This is a genomic window from Chryseobacterium vietnamense, assembly GCF_031454475.1.
Taxonomy (GTDB): Bacteria; Bacteroidota; Bacteroidia; order Flavobacteriales; family Weeksellaceae; genus Chryseobacterium; species Chryseobacterium vietnamense.
Map to the genome: position 1 here is coordinate 363,463 of NZ_JAVDQX010000001.1, position 15,884 is coordinate 379,346.

The following is a 15,884-nucleotide window of genomic DNA, read 5'->3' on the forward strand; positions in this document are numbered from 1 at the left end:
TTACTGAAACAGATTTTTAAACTTTTTTATTCTTTCTATATTTTTACTGCCAGGTTCTGTTTCAAATTTTGAATTGATATCCAAAGCCAAAGGCTGTTGTTGCAGTGTTTCTATATTCCTGATGTTATCTTCTGAAATACCGCCGCTTAAAAAATAGGGCAGAGGAATTTCAAATTCATTCAGAATATTCCAGTCAAATTGTTCTCCTGTTCCTCCAAAGGCTTTACTGTCTGTATCAAAAAGGTAGTAGGTGACAGGCTGCAGATTGGAGGTAAAAGCTTGTGTTATTTTATTTTTGTTTTCAGATGCATCGTTTCCGACTCTGATTGCTTTAATGATTCCAACCTCAGGATTCAGTTTTTGTTTTAGTTCAATAATGTAATCATTACTTTCATCACCATGAAGCTGGACGAAATTCAATCCTGCCTGCTGAACGATTTTTAAAATGACATCTGTTTCTTCATTAACAAAAACACCTACTTTTCCTCTATGCTCAATAGTTGAGATCTCTTCCAGACTCAGATGATTCAAAACATATCTTGGTGATTTTTCATAGAAGATGAAACCGAGAAAATCTACACTCATAGCAATCAATTCCTGAATCTGATCCGGTTTTGTAAGACCACAGACTTTGAGTTGAGGTGACAGGGTAAAGGTTGTAGGTTGCAGGTTCATTGTTATCTATTTAAATTTGAGAAGAAAATTCTTCAAAAGCTTTGGCTGGATCTGTATTTTTCATAAAATATTCACCCATCAGGAAACCGTCAAATCCTTTTTCTTTTAAAAATTGAAAATCTTCAAGGCTGTAAATACCACTTTCTGCAACGGATAAAACTTCTTTCGGAAGCTGATTTTTAAGCTGAACGGAATGTTGCAGATCTACTTTAAAATCCTTAAGGTTTCTGTTATTGATTCCTACTAAGTCAATTTTTGAATTGAAATGTTTCAGTTCGTCTTCGGTATGGATTTCCAGTAAGACTTCCATTTTCAGCTGATGAGCAAGATCTGTGAATTCCTGTACCTGAGCTGGAGAAAGACATGAAGCGATGAGTAAAACAACATCAGCACCAATACTTTTTGCTTCATAAAACTGATATTCATCAATCATAAAATCTTTTCGCAGAACCGGAATGTTAATCTCATTTCTTACACTGAGAACATCATTTAAATCTCCTCCGAAAAAATCATGATCAGTCAGGATAGAAATTCCGCTGGCTCCAAAATTTTCGTATGCTGAAACAACTTCTAAGGGTTCTACATTGTTATTAATGATACCTTTTGACGGAGATTGTCTTTTAAACTCAGCGATAATTCCGCTTTTATTTTTGATGGATGCTTTCAGTGAATAGGTTGGCCGTCCAAAAAGAGCTGTGTTTTTTAATCGGTCAAGAGAAATGCGTGATTTTGCTGCTGCCACTTCCTCTTTTTTTCGTTCAATAATTTGATCCAGTATCGTCATTTTTTGTGTTTAAGTTTAGTCAATGGTGAATTTTGCTTCGCAAGCGAATAATGAATTTAATTAATCAGGAGATTAAAACTGTTTAATGCTTTTCCGCTTTCCAGACTTTCTTTAGCCAGAAGAAGACAGTCTTCATACGTCCCGAATTTATGGGTATTATAAAGAGCTACTGATGCGTTGGCAAGAATCACAGAATTTTGTTGCTCCGTCCCTTTTCCTTCAAGAATATTCAAAAATATTTTTGCTGTTTCCTGAATAGAATTACCAGCTTTAATATCTTCCAGTGTTACCGGGTTAAAGCCTAAATCTTCTGCAGAATAGATTTCTTCTCCATTTTTTGTGATGATTTTGCTGTCGTCAGTCAGACTTATTTCATCATATCCGTCAAGGCCATGGACCAGAATAAAATCACGTTCCTCTTTTTGTAGAAGGTACTGATAAATTCTTGCAATTTCCAGGTTATATACTCCGATCATTGAATATTTTGGCTTTGCAGGATTAACTAATGGTCCCAAAAGGTTAAAAAACGTTCTTAATCCCAAAGATTTTCTCAATAATCCAACAGATTGCAATGCAGGATGAAAATAAGGTGCATGCAGGAAGCAGATATTGGCTCTTTCAAGATCTTCATTCAATTGTTCTGAGCTGTTTTTAAACTGATATCCCAGTTCTTCCAGTACATTTGATGAGCCCGTAATTGTGGAAGCTCCATAATTGCCATGTTTTGTTACTTTCTGTCCGGCTCCGGCTACTACAAAGCTTGCCAGAGTGGATATATTGATGGTATCCTTTCCATCACCTCCCGTTCCTACGATATCAATAGCATCACTGGCATCCATTTTTACGGGAACAGCCATCTGTAATAATGCTTCTCTGAAGCCTTCCAGTTCTTTCAATGTGATATTCCGCATCAGGAAAACACTTATGAAAGCGGTAACTTCCGCAGTATTGAATTTATTCTGTGCAATCTCAATCATGGTAGCTTTTGCTTCTGATTTTGAAAGCGTATTGTGGTTGAACAGGTATTGCAATATTTCTTTCATTTGTGGTATTTTTATGGTTGTTGAAGAATTTTCTATGGTTTTCATGACAACAGAAAGTTTTTAATGATTACTTCTCCTTCCGGCGTTAAAATGCTTTCCGGGTGAAACTGTACTCCGTGTACATCATACGTTTTGTGCTGCAAAGCCATGATCATTCCGTCTTTGTCTACAGCCGTAATTTCCAGTTCTTCCGGAAAACCTTCCGGGTTTACCGCCCAGCTGTGATATCTTCCTACTTCCAACCCGGAATGCAAATCTTTGAACAATTTAGTATTTTCTTTTACCAGCTCGGTAGTGGTTGCTACTCCGTGGAAGATTTCAGTCAGGTTGATCAGACTTCCTCCGAAAGCTTCAGCGATAGCCTGCTGGCCAAGGCATACTCCAAGGATACTTTTCGTAGGAGCATATTCTTTAATAAGGTCTAATAAGATACCCGCTTCTTCAGGAATTCCGGGACCGGGCGAAAGGATGATTTTATCATATTTTCCAATCTCTTCAAGGGTAATTTCATCATTTCTTACCACATCTACTCTTTGATTCAGAATTCTCTCAATAATCTGGACAAGGTTATACGTAAAGCTGTCATAATTGTCGAAAACGAGAACTTTAAGTGGTGTCTGCTGAGTGTTTATATTGTTGTTCATTGCTTTTTTGTTAGGTTGTTGCTGTTTTTTTTGCTAGTTGGTGGGTTTATTTTTCAACTATTTTTTCTGCTTTTTCAACTGCTTTTTTCAGTGCATTTAGTTTGTTATTGACTTCCTGCAGTTCGCTTTCAGGAACAGATTTGGCTACAAGTCCGGCACCCGCCTGATAAAATAAAGTGTTGTTTTTGCTTAAGAAAGTCCTGATCATAATCGCCTGGTTGCAGGTTCCGTTCAGTCCGACAATTCCTATACAGCCACCGTAATATCCGCGGGAATCTTTCTCGTACTGGTTGATCAGCTGAAGGGCTTTATGCTTCGGTGCACCGCTCAGTGTTCCCTGAGGGAAAGTAGCAGAAACCATTTCCAGAGGATTGATGTCATCAGCAACATCTGCAGTCACCTCACTTACCATATGAATAACGTGAGAGAACAGCTGGATTTCCTTAAGCTTGGTAACCGTTACATTTTTTCCAAGTTTTCCAAGGTCATTTCTTGCCAGATCTACCAGCATGGTATGTTCTGCATTTTCTTTAGGATCGGCTTTCAGAACTTCAATGGCTTCAAGGTCTGCTTCAAAGTTTCCTGTTCTTTTTGAAGTTCCGGCAATGGGATGAATAATGGCTTTATTATTTTTAATGATCAGCTGACTTTCAGGGCTGGATCCGAATAATTTATAATTTCCGTAATCAAAATAGAACAGGTAAGGGGAGGGATTGATGTTTCTTAAAGCACGGTATACATTGAATTCATCTCCTTTGAATTTCTGTTCAAATCTTCTGCTTAGAACCAGTTGGAAAACATCGCCGCGCATACAGTGTTTCTGTGCTGTTTTTACCAGTTCAATATAATCTTCATCTGTAATATTGGATGTTTCCTCACTTGTTTTCTCGAAAGGATAAACCGGTGTATTCTGATTTTTAATAAGGTTTTCCAGCAGATGAAGTTCAGATTTTACCCCGTTAATAAAGTTTTCAATAATATACATTTCATCATTGAAATGATTGATCGCAATCACATATTGGTATAATCTGTATCTCATCACAGGAATTTCAACTTCCTTGCTCTGCGGTTTAAGAGTAACATTTTCGAAAAACTGTATCGCCTCAAAGCTTGTGTAGCCAAAAAGACTCTGAGCCGTCTGTTCAATAGGATCATTGGTCTCTTCACAGTTGAAAATTTTTCGGAACTCTTCAAATATATCTGTGATATTTCGCTCCATAATAAATTGTTTTACAGGAGCAGAAGCAGGAAGTTTGATTTCATATTCGTTAAGGTTTTTCACTTCAATTCCGGCAATGGCATTCACTGCGATGAAGGAAAAATTATTATCGAGACTTTTTGAATCTGAACTTTCCAGAAGAATTGTATCACGAAATTTATCTCTGATCTTTAGGTAAATATTCATGGGAGTATGAAGGTCTCCCAGTGTTTTTTTCGAAACAGTTTTTATTGTAATTGTGTTAGTCAACATCTTATTGTTTTTTGTGAGATTAAGGAATAAAAAAAGGCTTTAACGGTATCCGTCAAAGCCTATATATTGTTTTTTGATTATTTCTGCTGTGTTTAACAACATGACAATACCTTCAGACCCGACGAAGAGTTTGAAAGCCACCACCAAATATTGTTGTTCATTTTTAACATGGGACAAATGTAGAAATTTTTTTAATACGAAGACTAAAAAATATCAAAAAATAAAAAAACTTAATATAGAAATCTACTGTTTAAGCTGTTCGAGTTCCTGTTTTAATTCCTTGATTTTTTCTTTGTAAGTTTCATTATCATAGTATTTTACATAATCTTCCAATGCAGCAATATACTCTTCAATGAATTCTTTATTGGTTTTATCAGCTTCATATTTGATTCTTGCAGAGTTCACAGGAGCCAGCTTTGAATACTTAAGATTAGCCTGTCCTTCATCAGACTGATTGTAGAGAATGACAATGTTTTTTTCATATCCCGGAATGTATTTTACAGGAAAAGAAACCGCCGTTTGCGGGATTCTGATTGCATTTTCAATCGGATAGATAGAAGCTGTTGTAGTAGAGAAAAATGTTGAAATATATTTCCCGTCCTGTTTCTTTACAATGGCTTCATAATCATGAATATACATGTCGTTCAGGGTAGAGTTGGTTTCTACATCAGATGTGATGATTGCAGTACTTTCCACTCCGTATTTGTTTAAAAACCATGCGTTTAAAAACTGTCCTCCAAACCCGTTTAATATAGCCAGAGGAATAATGGGGATCAAAAACCATGCTTTTTTGGTCAGATACGAAAGTCCTCCAAAGAATACCAGCAACAGAATCACAGTATAAAAACCATGATGACTGGTAAAAAACAGAATTTTTGAAATTAAAACCATGGATTAAATATAACAATAATAATCTTTTATTAAACGCTGGGATCGCAAAAATGTTCTTAAATTACTGTTAAAACGGTCGCAAAGGCGTTTCACTTAGCAAAGTCTGTTGTCATTATCTAAATGAAGTGCCCTTGCGAACAAAAAAATAGAGTTTTATATAATTACTTTATGAGCATAGCGTTTAAAACAACTATTTTACGGGCTCAGACAAAGGAATGTCAGGAGTTCCGCTGTAGAAAACAATCAGTGTTACTCCCTGGTCTCCGGTTTTACCTCTGTGGCCTGTATTAACCATTTCTGGAAGCACCTGGCCCTTTCTTATCCATTGCGTTTTTCCATCCTCTTTTCTTTCAACCTGAATTTCACCTTTCTCTACATACGCTGCATTGATGACAGGATGTTTATGCCAACTGAGTGCAGAATTCGGAGGTACAGCAATTTTAAGAACCGAAATTTCCGGCTGAGTGGCAGGGTAGGCAGGATACGTAGTTCCATCCCAGGATTTGGTTGTTTTTAATAAGGTTACCGATTCAATTTTATCAGTATATTCTGATTTTGGCTCGTTCGATGAATTATCACAGGAAACAAGCACAGAAGAGAGTAGGGCAAAGAAAGCTATACCCAACAGATTTTTTTTAGTCATAAACTTTTCAATTAATAGATTGATTTGGTTCGGATGATCCGTGATACAAAAATAGCAAGCTTCTTTAAATTTCCCTAATGTTTGAATTATTTTTTTTATTGATCTGATTACAATTCAGCCCTTAAAAAATATTTATCAAAGAAAACATTTGTCATAAGTTTAAAACTTTATTTTTTATATTTTTGCTACCAAATTAGAAAAAAATGAAAAAAGTATTAGCAATCGCATTTATCGGAGGTTTATTATTAGCAAGCTGCAAGAAAAAGCCAGATCATTCTTTACAGGATACTAACACGATGCTTGAAGAACCAGAAGCAACTACCGTTGTAGATTCTACAGCTAAAACTGCTGCTCCTGCTGCTGCAACTCCAGCTACAACTGCTCCTGAAGCTGCTAAAACAGATTCTACAGCGAAGAAATAATGAAAAAAATACTTTTGGCAGGAATGCTCGGGCTTCTGATCATTTCCTGTTCTAAAAAAGAAAATACGGCAGAAGTGGCTCCTTCTTCTGAGACAGCAGCTGTTTCAGAGACTGCTCAATCCAATCTTTCAGGTGACCAGATCATGGAAACATTGGATTGCTCAGGATGTCACTCTGTGAATGAGAGAATGATAGGACCTTCTTATCAGGAAATAGCAGGAAAGTATTCTGAAAAGGATACCGAATTGCTGGCTTCCAAAATTATAGAAGGCGGAAGTGGAGTATGGGGAAGTGTGCCTATGGCTGCCCATCCACAGGTATCTAAAGAAGATGCCAAAAAAATGGTGGAATATATTTTAAGTCAGAAGAAATAAAATATGTCCGCTGAAAAATCCAGTCTGCACACAAGAAATCTGCATCGTAATCCCTATGATTTTGATCAGCTTATTTCTTGTGTGCCGGAACTGAAACATTATGTTTTCGTTAATGCTTATCACACGGTAACCATTAATTTCAGCATTCCAAAAGCGGTGAAACTGCTCAACAAAGCCTTACTCTTACATTTTTATGATATTAAAGGCTGGGATATTCCGGATACCAATCTTTGTCCGCCAATTCCCGGGAGAGCAGATTATGTACACTATATCGCTGATCTTTTAGCTGAACAGCTGAGTGCAATTCCGACAGGAAATTCTGTAAAAGGATTGGATATAGGAACAGGAGCAAATCTTGCGTATCCTTTAATCAGTCACCGTTCATATGGCTGGACCATGCTGGGAACAGATATCAATCAGGATTCTTTGAAAAATGCTCAGAATATTCTGGATCAAAATAAAGACCTTATCTCTGTTATTCAGTTGAAAAGTCAGCCTGATCCTGATCATATCTTTACCAATATCATTAATCCTGAAGACAGATTTACTTTTACGATGTGTAATCCTCCTTTTCATGATTCTGAAGAGTCTGCAGTGAAAGGAAATATCAGGAAAACAAAGAATCTTAATAAATCAAAGAAAGCCAAACCTGTTCTTAACTTTAGTGGTCAGCAGTCTGAGCTCTGGTGTGAAGGTGGCGAACTGGCATTTATTACGAAGATGATTAATGAAAGTGTACTATTTTCATCGCAGGTTCTTTGGTTCACATGTCTGGTTTCCAAAAAAGATAATCTTAATAAACTGACTACTCTTTTAAAAATAGTCAAAGCTGTAGAAGTGAAAACGATTGATATGGCTCAGGGACAAAAGGTAAGCAGAATATTAGCCTGGACGTTTATTCCTCAAAAAGACAGAAAAACCTGGTTCATTTAAAATTCAAGGTTTAAAGTTTAAGGTTTATAGCACGATAGTGCATATCTCGAATCTCATTACCCCGTATCCCGCATTTCCTGTCCACATTTTAAAATTTCTGAAAAAAGCCATTGATGGTCATGTCAAAAATGCCTAAATTTGTACGCTTTTAGAAAAATAAGAAATGCAATTATCAGAACAAGAAATCATTAGAAGAGAAAAGCTGAATAAGCTTACTGAAATGGGGATTAATGCGTTCCCTGCGGATGAGTATACCATTACAGATACTACAGAATCTATAAAACAGGACTTTTCTGAAAGTAAACAGGTGAAGATCGCTGGTAGATTGATGTCCCGCAGAATTCAAGGGAAGGCTTCTTTCGCAGAATTGCAGGATTCTAAAGGAAAAATCCAGGTTTACTTCAACAGAGACGAGATCTGTCCGGGTGAAGATAAAGAACTATATAATGAAGTATATAAACACCTTTTAGATATCGGTGATATTATCGGTATTGAGGGAGAATTGTTTACTACGCAGGTAGGAGAGATGACAGTTTTAGTAAAAAACTTTACACTTCTTACAAAGGCTTTGCGTCCTCTTCCTCAGGCTAAAACTGACGAAAACGGTGTTGTACATGACGGTTTTACAGATCCTGAATTAAGATACAGACAACGTTATGTAGATTTAACAGTAAATCCGCAGGTAAAAGAAATTTTCGTGAAGAGAACAAAACTGTTCAATGCCATGAGAACATTCTTCAACGATGCAGGGTACTTTGAGGTAGAAACTCCTATTTTACAATCAATTCCCGGTGGGGCTGCAGCAAAACCGTTTATCACGCACCACAATGCGCTGGATATTCCATTATATTTAAGAATTGCTAACGAATTATACCTGAAAAGATTGATCGTAGGTGGTTTTGACGGAGTGTATGAGTTTTCTAAAAACTTCAGAAATGAAGGGATGGACAGAACGCACAACCCTGAGTTTACCGCTATGGAGATCTATGTAGCTTATAAAGATTACAACTGGATGATGGATTTCACTGAGAAATTATTGGAATTCTGTGCCACTCAGGTGAATGGAAATGCAGAATCTACTTTCGGTGAACACACGATCAACTGGAAAGCTCCTTATCCAAGAGTTTCTATGACAGAAGCGATCCTTAAATTTACAGGATTCGATATTACCGGAAAAACTGAGAAGGAATTATACGATTTTGCCAAGTCTATCGGTATCGAAGTAAATGAGACGATGGGTAAAGGAAAATTAATTGATGAGATCTTCGGTGAGAAATGTGAAGGAAACTTCATCCAGCCGACTTTCATTACAGATTATCCGATCGAAATGTCTCCACTGACAAAGAAACACAGAAGCAAAGAAGGCTTAACAGAACGTTTTGAATTAATGGTGTGCGGTAAAGAAATTGCCAATGCGTATTCAGAGCTTAATGATCCTATCGATCAGAGAGAACGTTTTGAAGCACAGATGACTTTATCTGAAAGAGGAGATGATGAAGCAATGTTCATCGATCAGGACTTCTTAAGAGCATTGGAATATGGGATGCCTCCAACTTCAGGGTTAGGAATCGGTATGGACAGATTAATCATGTTCTTAACGGATAATGCCTCTATCCAGGAAGTGTTATTCTTCCCTCAGATGAGACCTGAAAAAGCAGTTCCACAGATTGAACTGGGAGAAGATGAAAAGGTAATCCTTGAAATCCTTAATTCTCAGGAAGGAGCAATGTCTTTAGCGGAAGTAAAAGAAAGAAGCCAGCTATCCGGTAAAAAATGGGATAAAGCTTCCAAAACTTTGACAAAAAATAATATTGTGAAAGTAGAGAAAATTGACGAAAATCTTTTGATGAAACTGGCTTAAGATTTAATACAATAAATAATATAAATAAAAAAGACTGCTTTAGGCGGTCTTTTTTTGTGACAAAATGGCATTGTGATTATACTGGCTATGGTTTTGATCTGATGTTATTAGGAAAATAAAATATTAATAATAAAATAAATAAAAAATTATGGCTTTTAGTAAAGAATACACACATTGGCATTTGACTCCGGGCGGATGGGTAGTGGGTAATGCAAGAATAGACTTTTCAAAGTTTTTTGATGGACCAATTCCTGATAATAGAGTGTTAACTATAATATATGAAGAAATTATGAGTTCTCCATTTAGTGGAATTGTTAAATCGGAGGAGGTTATTTATGAAATAGATGATAAAAACCTTATAGAAGAACTAAGGGAAAAATTTCCTAAAGATTTATGCATTTCTACACCAGACTAGTCGTGAATTTATAAAATAGTTTAATGAATTAAAAGGTACAGAGCTATTCTGTACCTTTTTCTTTTTTCCATTTCCGAAGCTGTGTCCTGAAGTTTTTAAACGGAGCTACAGTATTAATATGAATCCATTTCCAGACGGGCCATTGGGCAGGTGTGGTTGCCCATTTTCTCTGGCCGGGAATGAATAATGTGTTGTCATCAAGTCTTTCTATCCAGTTAATAATTTCATCCACCTTAGCTCGCAGCAGCTCTCTTTGCTGTTGTAAATTATAAGAACCATATTCATTATAAAAAGACTGGTATAATCCTCCCAGGTTATTCCATTTGTATTCGGGAGCAGGAGTTTTTACTTCAATTCCATTACCTTCATCAGATTCCCATTGTAAAAGCAGATGAGTCCAGCCTAACTGATAGGAAATATTTTGCGATGGCGTTTTGTCAACTCCCGGTTGCAGAAGATCTTTTTCCTCTTCTTTTATATCATCAAATTCCTGATCATAGAGCAAATATCTTTTCTTTAACTCGTCAATAAGTTCTGTTTTATCTTTATAAGTCTGCATATTTTATCTATTTTCTCAGTTTACTGAAAGAAGCCATCAGATAAAATAAAAAAGGAAGAATAAATAATGAACCCAGCATCAGTGCCCATCCCAACGCGGCAATAGTCTTTTCAGGAGCCATATGTTCCAATAAAGAAAGGTGCTGCCCGTTTCCTAATAAAATAATATCCGGATTATGCTGATAAGTTGCCGCTACCAGAATCATAACCATCTGAAATCCTGCCAATGCACGTACAGGAAGTAATTTTTGACGGTTCAAGGCTCTTAAAATAAGCAACAATGCAATAGTAGCAAAGGCAATTGCCATAATACCCAAAGGTTTTGAAAATACCCACATTAATAGAGGAATGTCTGAAATATAAGCAGTAGCAAATACTAATATTCCCGTTATAACCACAAAGATCATCGTCTGTTTGGATTTTCTTATCATTAATAAAAGATCAGTTTTATCACGGGTTTCTCTTAATGAAAAGATAGAAGCAAGATAAGCACAAAGCGCTACAGTAAATAAGCCTACGGAAACTCCAAACCAGTTCAGCCAGCTGAATACATACAAATCCAGAAAACCTACAGCATCGGGATTGATAGAATGTGAAACCGTTGCAGCAGCAATTAATCCCAAAAAGAAAGGTGTTAAAAGACTCGCATAGTAGAAAATCTGGGTATATAAAACCTGCCAGTTATCCTTTACAGCATCATAATGTCTGAACGTAAATGCTGTTCCTCTCGCTATAATTCCTAAAAGCATTAAGACTAAAGGAATATGAAGATAAGTAGACATCGTGGTATAAATCTCGGGAAATCCTACAAAGAGAATTACAATGGCAATGATCAGCCACATATGATTGGCTTCCCATACAGGAGCTATGGATTCATACATGATTTCCTGGGTTTTATTCCTGGCTTTTTTATGGGTGAAAAGTTCCACAATTCCTGCTCCGAAATCAGCTCCGCCCAGAATAATATAAAGACAGATGGATAGCCAGAGAAAACCTATTACAACATAAATCATGATTTTTTGTTTTTATCGTTAAACTGAGCATCAGTAGGATCGTAAAGTTTCGGTACCATTTGAATCTGTCTCTTTAAAAGGAAAACAAGAATCAGTGATAATGAAATGAAAATAGCCGTAAAGAAGTAGAAAGAATACTGTATTCCCGGCATAGGAGTTACAGCGTCTGCTGTTCTCATAATTCCGTAAATAATCCACGGCTGTCTTCCCACTTCTGTTACTGTCCATCCTGCTTCCAGAGCAATATATCCAAAAGGGGTAGCTATTAAAAATGTTTTTAGCAGCCAGTGTTTGCTCAGCCATTCTTTTTTGAAGAAGAAAGCATATAAATAAATAGCACCAATACCAATCATCACCACGCCGAAGAAAATCATCATCTGAAAAGCATAATGAACAACTGCAATCGGAGGCCATTCGTCTCTTGGGAAATCTTTAAGACCTTTTACTTCAGAATTGAAGTCATTGCTCACCAGAAAACTTAATACTTTTGGAATTTTCACCGCATATTTTACTTCTTCTTTTTCCTCATCAGGAATTCCTCCAATTACAAATGAAGCGCCTTTTTCAGTTTCAAAATGAGCTTCCATAGCTGCCAGCTTAATAGGCTGTCTTTCGGCAACAGATTTAGCCGCAATATCACCACTTAAAGGTGCGCCAAAAGCTCCAATCAGGGCAAAACCTACTGCAATTCTAAAAGCTTTGGTATGAAACTCAATATTTCTTTTTCGCATGATCATAAAAGCATGTACTCCGGCTACAGCAAACCCTGTCGCACAAAATGCAGCAACCGTCATGTGAAGAGCCTGTGGGAACCACGCATCATTGAACATTGCTTTAATAGGGTCTATATTGAGATATTGTCCGTTAATATAATCAAAACCGGTAGGAGAGTTCATCCATGAATTGGCTGCCACCACCAGAATTCCGGAAGCAAGTCCACTCACTCCTACAAGGAACCCACAGAACCAGTGAAACCATTTATTGAACCTTTCCCAGCCGTATAAAAAGAAGCCGATAGCAATAGCTTCAATAAAAAAGGCTGTTCCTTCCAGAGAAAAAGGCATTCCGAAGATAGGACCGGCATGTTTCATAAAACCGGGCCATAAAAGTCCCAGCTCAAAGGAAAGCATCGTCCCTGAAACCGCTCCTGTAGCAAAAAGGATAGCTACCCCTTTGCTCCATGCTTTTGTCAGTCCCTTATATACTTGATTATTCGTTTTCAGATATTTCCAATGGGCAAAAGCCATCAGAAAAGGCATCACCATACCCACGCAGGAGAATATGATATGAAAGCCCAGAGAAAGTGCCATCTGAGCGCGTGCTGCTATAAAATCATCCATAATATCAACTTTTCAGTAAATAAATTTACGCATAAATTATTGATGTTGAATATGATTTACAACAGTTGGTATTTCACCAATACCTTTTAATTTTGAATCTTTTACCGGCTTTCTATTTCTTATGTTTTCAATAAGAAAACTCTACAATTTTTTGACACTTTTTAACTTTCATACCTCGAAAAAAATCACGATATTTGTAAGTCTCTGCATAGAGCAGAATTTTTAATATTTAATATGAGTCAAAAACAATATACAGCTAGTAGTATTCAGGCATTGGAAGGAATGGAGCACGTTCGTATGCGTCCTTCAATGTACATTGGTGATGTAGGAGTCAGAGGACTTCACCACTTGGTTTATGAAGTAGTAGATAACTCTATTGACGAGGCATTGGCAGGATACTGCGACACGATCTTCGTTAGCATCAAGGAAGGAAACGGAATTGAAGTAAGTGATAACGGTAGAGGTATCCCGGTTGATTTCCACGAAAAAGAACAGAAATCTGCCCTTGAAGTTGTAATGACAAAAATTGGAGCCGGAGGTAAGTTTGACAAAGACTCTTATAAGGTGTCGGGAGGTCTTCACGGGGTTGGGGTTTCTTGTGTGAATGCACTTTCCAACGAGATGATCACTACGGTTTACAGAGACGGAAATGTTTACCAGCAGATTTATTCAAGAGGAAAAGCTCAGACTGGTGTTGAGGAGATTGGTCACAGTGAAAAAAGAGGTACCAAACAGTTTTTCCAACCGGATGATTCGATCTTTACAGAATTAATTTATAATTACGATACCTTAGCAAGCCGTTTAAGAGAGCTTTCTTATCTTAATAAAGGAATTACTATTACATTAACTGATGAAAGAGAAAAATTAGAAGACGGATCTTTCCGTTCAGAAGTTTTTCATTCAGAAGGTGGATTAAAGGAATTCGTTGCTTACATTGACGGAAACCGTGAGTCTATTATGGAACATGTAATCTTCATGGAAGGAGAGAGAGATGATATTCCTGTAGAAGTAGCAATGCGTTACAACACTTCTTTCAATGAGAATCTTCACTCTTACGTCAATAATATCAATACCCATGAAGGAGGAACTCACTTAGCAGGTTTCAGACGTGCTTTAACGAGAACTCTTAAGAAATATGCTGATGATCTGGGTATTCCACAGAAAGAAAAAGTAGAAGTTACAGGTGATGACTTCCGTGAGGGATTAACAGCTGTGATTTCTGTAAAAGTAATGGAGCCTCAGTTTGAAGGACAGACTAAAACAAAACTAGGAAACTCTGAAGTTTCCGGAGCTGTTGATAAAATTGTTGGGGAAATGCTTACCAATTTCCTTGAAGAAAATCCTTCTGAAGCAAAACTGATCGTTCAGAAAGTTGTTTTGGCAGCAAAAGCACGACAGGCAGCGAAGAAAGCCCGTGAAATGGTTCAGAGAAAATCTCCTATGGGAGGTTCTGGTCTTCCTGGGAAACTATCCGATTGTTCATCCAAAGACCCCGCAGAATCTGAAATTTTCCTTGTAGAGGGAGATTCCGCAGGTGGAACAGCTAAGCAGGGAAGAGACAGACACTTCCAGGCTATCCTTCCTTTAAGAGGTAAAATTTTGAACGTAGAAAAATCTATGCTTCATAAAGTTTACGATAATGAGGAAATCAGAAATATTTATACTGCTCTTGGAGTATCTGTAGGTACGGAAGAAGATAGCAAAGCATTGAATATGGCTAAGCTAAGATACCACAAGATCGTTATCATGACCGATGCCGATATTGACGGATCTCACATTTCTACATTGATCCTTACTTTCTTCTTCAGATATATGAAGGAACTTATTGAAAACGGATATATCTATATTGCCCAACCTCCTTTATATCTATTAAAGAAAGGGAACAAGAAAGTATATGCATATAATGAAAAAGAACGTGAAGAGTTTACTTTAGAAATGGCTCCGGACGGTAAAGGTGTAGAAGTACAGCGTTATAAAGGTCTTGGAGAGATGAACCCTGAACAGCTTTGGGAAACAACCCTTAATCCTGAGCATAGAATCCTGAAGCAGGTAACTATTGATAATGCCGTGGAAGCAGACAGTATTTTCTCTATGTTGATGGGAGATGAAGTTCCACCAAGAAGAGAGTTTATCGAGAAAAATGCGAAATATGCAAAAATTGATGCATAAACGTTTTTAAAAATATAATAAAAAAAGCTTCTAATTATTTAGAAGCTTTTTTTATATTTGGATAAACCAAAAAAACAATAATATGTTAACTCTTTTACAAACAGACCCTTACAACGGGGCGGATGCAGCTTCTGGAGCAGTGGCTGCAGGATTAGGGATCGGAACGATGTTCTTCGGCTTATTGTGCTATATATTCTATGGATATTGCATGTACAAAATCTTCCAGAAAGCAGGAAGACAAGATGCCTGGGCCGCCTTTATTCCTATTTATAACACCATCGTATTGCTGGAAATTGTTAAAAAGCCCATCTGGTGGATCATTCTTTTCTTTATTCCTTTGGTGAATATCTATGCATGCTGGGTCGTATATGACAGACTGGCAAAAGGATTTGCGAAGGAAACTCCTCTTTACACGATTCTGATTCTCCTTTTCGGATTTATTTTTATTCCTGTATTGGGACTTGGAAGTGATCGTTTTGATAGTAAACTGGTCCCGAATGATTAAAAAAGACAAAAAAAAATTAAAAGACTTCATTTTTGAAGTCTTTTTTTTAATACTTTTTCAACTGTAGAATTTATTGGACTTTTTCTTATTATTAATTTTACATTATTTAAATTACATGAATCGTAATTTATTTTAAATTTGAA

General features: G+C 36.9%; 17 protein-coding genes. 7 read left to right on the forward strand and 10 right to left on the reverse strand.

The genetic code is table 11. The features are described from left to right. From J2786_RS01590 to J2786_RS01620, 7 genes are all read right to left on the reverse strand, one after another. Positions 1-675 (reverse strand): phosphoribosylanthranilate isomerase, encoded by a 675-nt coding sequence (locus J2786_RS01590; protein WP_047432206.1) that lies wholly within the window; start codon positions 673-675, stop codon positions 1-3. 10 nt (positions 676-685) lie between these two features. Continuing rightward, positions 686-1,459, reverse strand: coding sequence for an indole-3-glycerol phosphate synthase TrpC (gene trpC, locus J2786_RS01595; protein WP_047432203.1), 774 nt, complete (start codon positions 1,457-1,459; stop codon positions 686-688). A 56-nt stretch (positions 1,460-1,515) separates the two neighbouring features. Continuing rightward, a complete protein-coding gene (gene trpD / locus J2786_RS01600) occupies positions 1,516-2,502 on the reverse strand; it encodes an anthranilate phosphoribosyltransferase (protein WP_047433350.1) in 987 nt (328 codons plus the stop codon). Between the two features lie 41 nt (positions 2,503-2,543). Then, positions 2,544-3,146, reverse strand: a complete 603-nt coding sequence (locus J2786_RS01605) for an anthranilate synthase component II (protein WP_047432201.1) — start codon at positions 3,144-3,146, stop codon at positions 2,544-2,546. A gap of 46 nt (positions 3,147-3,192) precedes the next feature. Continuing rightward, a complete protein-coding gene (locus J2786_RS01610) occupies positions 3,193-4,617 on the reverse strand; it encodes an anthranilate synthase component I family protein (protein ID WP_047432198.1) in 1,425 nt (474 codons plus the stop codon). Positions 4,618-4,860: 243 nt separating this feature from the next. Further along, positions 4,861-5,508, reverse strand: a complete 648-nt coding sequence (locus tag J2786_RS01615) for a hypothetical protein (RefSeq protein WP_047432196.1) — start codon at positions 5,506-5,508, stop codon at positions 4,861-4,863. 190 nt (positions 5,509-5,698) lie between these two features. After that, positions 5,699-6,151, reverse strand: a complete 453-nt coding sequence (locus J2786_RS01620; RefSeq protein ID WP_047432193.1) for a cupin domain-containing protein — start codon at positions 6,149-6,151, stop codon at positions 5,699-5,701. A gap of 203 nt (positions 6,152-6,354) precedes the next feature. Here J2786_RS01620 and J2786_RS01625 point away from each other — a divergent pair, with 203 nt between their 5' ends. The 5 genes from J2786_RS01625 (at position 6,355) to J2786_RS01645 (ending at position 10,156) form a co-directional block, all read left to right on the forward strand. Beyond that, complete coding sequence (locus J2786_RS01625; RefSeq protein WP_047423548.1) at positions 6,355-6,573, forward strand: hypothetical protein; 219 nt, start codon at positions 6,355-6,357, stop codon at positions 6,571-6,573. Then, positions 6,573-6,947 (forward strand): c-type cytochrome, encoded by a 375-nt coding sequence (locus J2786_RS01630; RefSeq protein WP_047432191.1) that lies wholly within the window; start codon positions 6,573-6,575, stop codon positions 6,945-6,947. Before J2786_RS01625 ends, J2786_RS01630 begins: the two co-directional genes overlap by 1 nt. A 3-nt stretch (positions 6,948-6,950) precedes the next feature. After that, positions 6,951-7,880 (forward strand): 23S rRNA (adenine(1618)-N(6))-methyltransferase RlmF, encoded by a 930-nt coding sequence (gene rlmF, locus J2786_RS01635; protein ID WP_047432188.1) that lies wholly within the window; start codon positions 6,951-6,953, stop codon positions 7,878-7,880. A gap of 163 nt (positions 7,881-8,043) precedes the next feature. Then, positions 8,044-9,741, forward strand: coding sequence for a lysine--tRNA ligase (lysS, locus tag J2786_RS01640; protein WP_047432186.1), 1,698 nt, complete (start codon positions 8,044-8,046; stop codon positions 9,739-9,741). 148 nt (positions 9,742-9,889) lie between these two features. Next, positions 9,890-10,156 (forward strand): hypothetical protein, encoded by a 267-nt coding sequence (locus tag J2786_RS01645; RefSeq protein ID WP_047432184.1) that lies wholly within the window; start codon positions 9,890-9,892, stop codon positions 10,154-10,156. Between the two features lie 43 nt (positions 10,157-10,199). Here J2786_RS01645 and J2786_RS01650 read toward each other — a convergent pair whose 3' ends face one another. From J2786_RS01650 to J2786_RS01660, 3 genes are read right to left on the reverse strand one after another with little or no spacing between them, the layout of a single operon-like run. After that, positions 10,200-10,715, reverse strand: coding sequence for a ClbS/DfsB family four-helix bundle protein (locus tag J2786_RS01650; RefSeq protein WP_047432181.1), 516 nt, complete (start codon positions 10,713-10,715; stop codon positions 10,200-10,202). Between the two features lie 7 nt (positions 10,716-10,722). Beyond that, positions 10,723-11,727, reverse strand: coding sequence for a cytochrome d ubiquinol oxidase subunit II (locus J2786_RS01655; RefSeq protein WP_047432178.1), 1,005 nt, complete (start codon positions 11,725-11,727; stop codon positions 10,723-10,725). Beyond that, entirely contained in the window at positions 11,724-13,067 is a 1,344-nt protein-coding gene (locus J2786_RS01660) for a cytochrome ubiquinol oxidase subunit I (RefSeq protein WP_047432176.1), read from the reverse strand. Before J2786_RS01660 ends, J2786_RS01655 begins: the two co-directional genes overlap by 4 nt. Positions 13,068-13,301: 234 nt before the next feature. On the opposite strand from J2786_RS01660, the gene gyrB reads away from it, so the two are divergent. Beyond that, positions 13,302-15,236, forward strand: coding sequence for a DNA topoisomerase (ATP-hydrolyzing) subunit B (gene gyrB, locus J2786_RS01665; RefSeq protein WP_047432174.1), 1,935 nt, complete (start codon positions 13,302-13,304; stop codon positions 15,234-15,236). 82 nt (positions 15,237-15,318) lie between these two features. Continuing rightward, on the forward strand, positions 15,319-15,741 hold the full coding sequence (locus J2786_RS01670) for a DUF5684 domain-containing protein (RefSeq protein WP_047432171.1): 423 nt from the start codon (positions 15,319-15,321) through the stop codon (positions 15,739-15,741). Positions 15,742-15,884: the final 143 nt, after the last annotated feature.

Excerpts from the sequence above, each read along its gene's own strand:
- J2786_RS01590 (WP_047432206.1), bottom strand. The coding sequence starts at position 675 with ATGAACCTGCAACCTACAACCTTTACCCTGTCACCTCAACTCAAAGTC.
- trpC (WP_047432203.1), bottom strand. The coding sequence starts at position 1,459 with ATGACGATACTGGATCAAATTATTGAACGAAAAAAAGAGGAAGTGGCA.
- trpD (WP_047433350.1), bottom strand. The coding sequence starts at position 2,502 with ATGAAAGAAATATTGCAATACCTGTTCAACCACAATACGCTTTCAAAA.
- J2786_RS01605 (WP_047432201.1), bottom strand. The coding sequence starts at position 3,146 with ATGAACAACAATATAAACACTCAGCAGACACCACTTAAAGTTCTCGTT.
- J2786_RS01610 (WP_047432198.1), bottom strand. The coding sequence starts at position 4,617 with ATGTTGACTAACACAATTACAATAAAAACTGTTTCGAAAAAAACACTG.
- J2786_RS01615 (WP_047432196.1), bottom strand. The coding sequence starts at position 5,508 with ATGGTTTTAATTTCAAAAATTCTGTTTTTTACCAGTCATCATGGTTTT.
- J2786_RS01620 (WP_047432193.1), bottom strand. The coding sequence starts at position 6,151 with ATGACTAAAAAAAATCTGTTGGGTATAGCTTTCTTTGCCCTACTCTCT.
- J2786_RS01625 (WP_047423548.1), top strand. The coding sequence starts at position 6,355 with ATGAAAAAAGTATTAGCAATCGCATTTATCGGAGGTTTATTATTAGCA.
- J2786_RS01630 (WP_047432191.1), top strand. The coding sequence starts at position 6,573 with ATGAAAAAAATACTTTTGGCAGGAATGCTCGGGCTTCTGATCATTTCC.
- rlmF (WP_047432188.1), top strand. The coding sequence starts at position 6,951 with ATGTCCGCTGAAAAATCCAGTCTGCACACAAGAAATCTGCATCGTAAT.
- lysS (WP_047432186.1), top strand. The coding sequence starts at position 8,044 with ATGCAATTATCAGAACAAGAAATCATTAGAAGAGAAAAGCTGAATAAG.
- J2786_RS01645 (WP_047432184.1), top strand. The coding sequence starts at position 9,890 with ATGGCTTTTAGTAAAGAATACACACATTGGCATTTGACTCCGGGCGGA.
- J2786_RS01650 (WP_047432181.1), bottom strand. The coding sequence starts at position 10,715 with ATGCAGACTTATAAAGATAAAACAGAACTTATTGACGAGTTAAAGAAA.
- J2786_RS01655 (WP_047432178.1), bottom strand. The coding sequence starts at position 11,727 with ATGATTTATGTTGTAATAGGTTTTCTCTGGCTATCCATCTGTCTTTAT.
- J2786_RS01660 (WP_047432176.1), bottom strand. The coding sequence starts at position 13,067 with ATGGATGATTTTATAGCAGCACGCGCTCAGATGGCACTTTCTCTGGGC.
- gyrB (WP_047432174.1), top strand. The coding sequence starts at position 13,302 with ATGAGTCAAAAACAATATACAGCTAGTAGTATTCAGGCATTGGAAGGA.
- J2786_RS01670 (WP_047432171.1), top strand. The coding sequence starts at position 15,319 with ATGTTAACTCTTTTACAAACAGACCCTTACAACGGGGCGGATGCAGCT.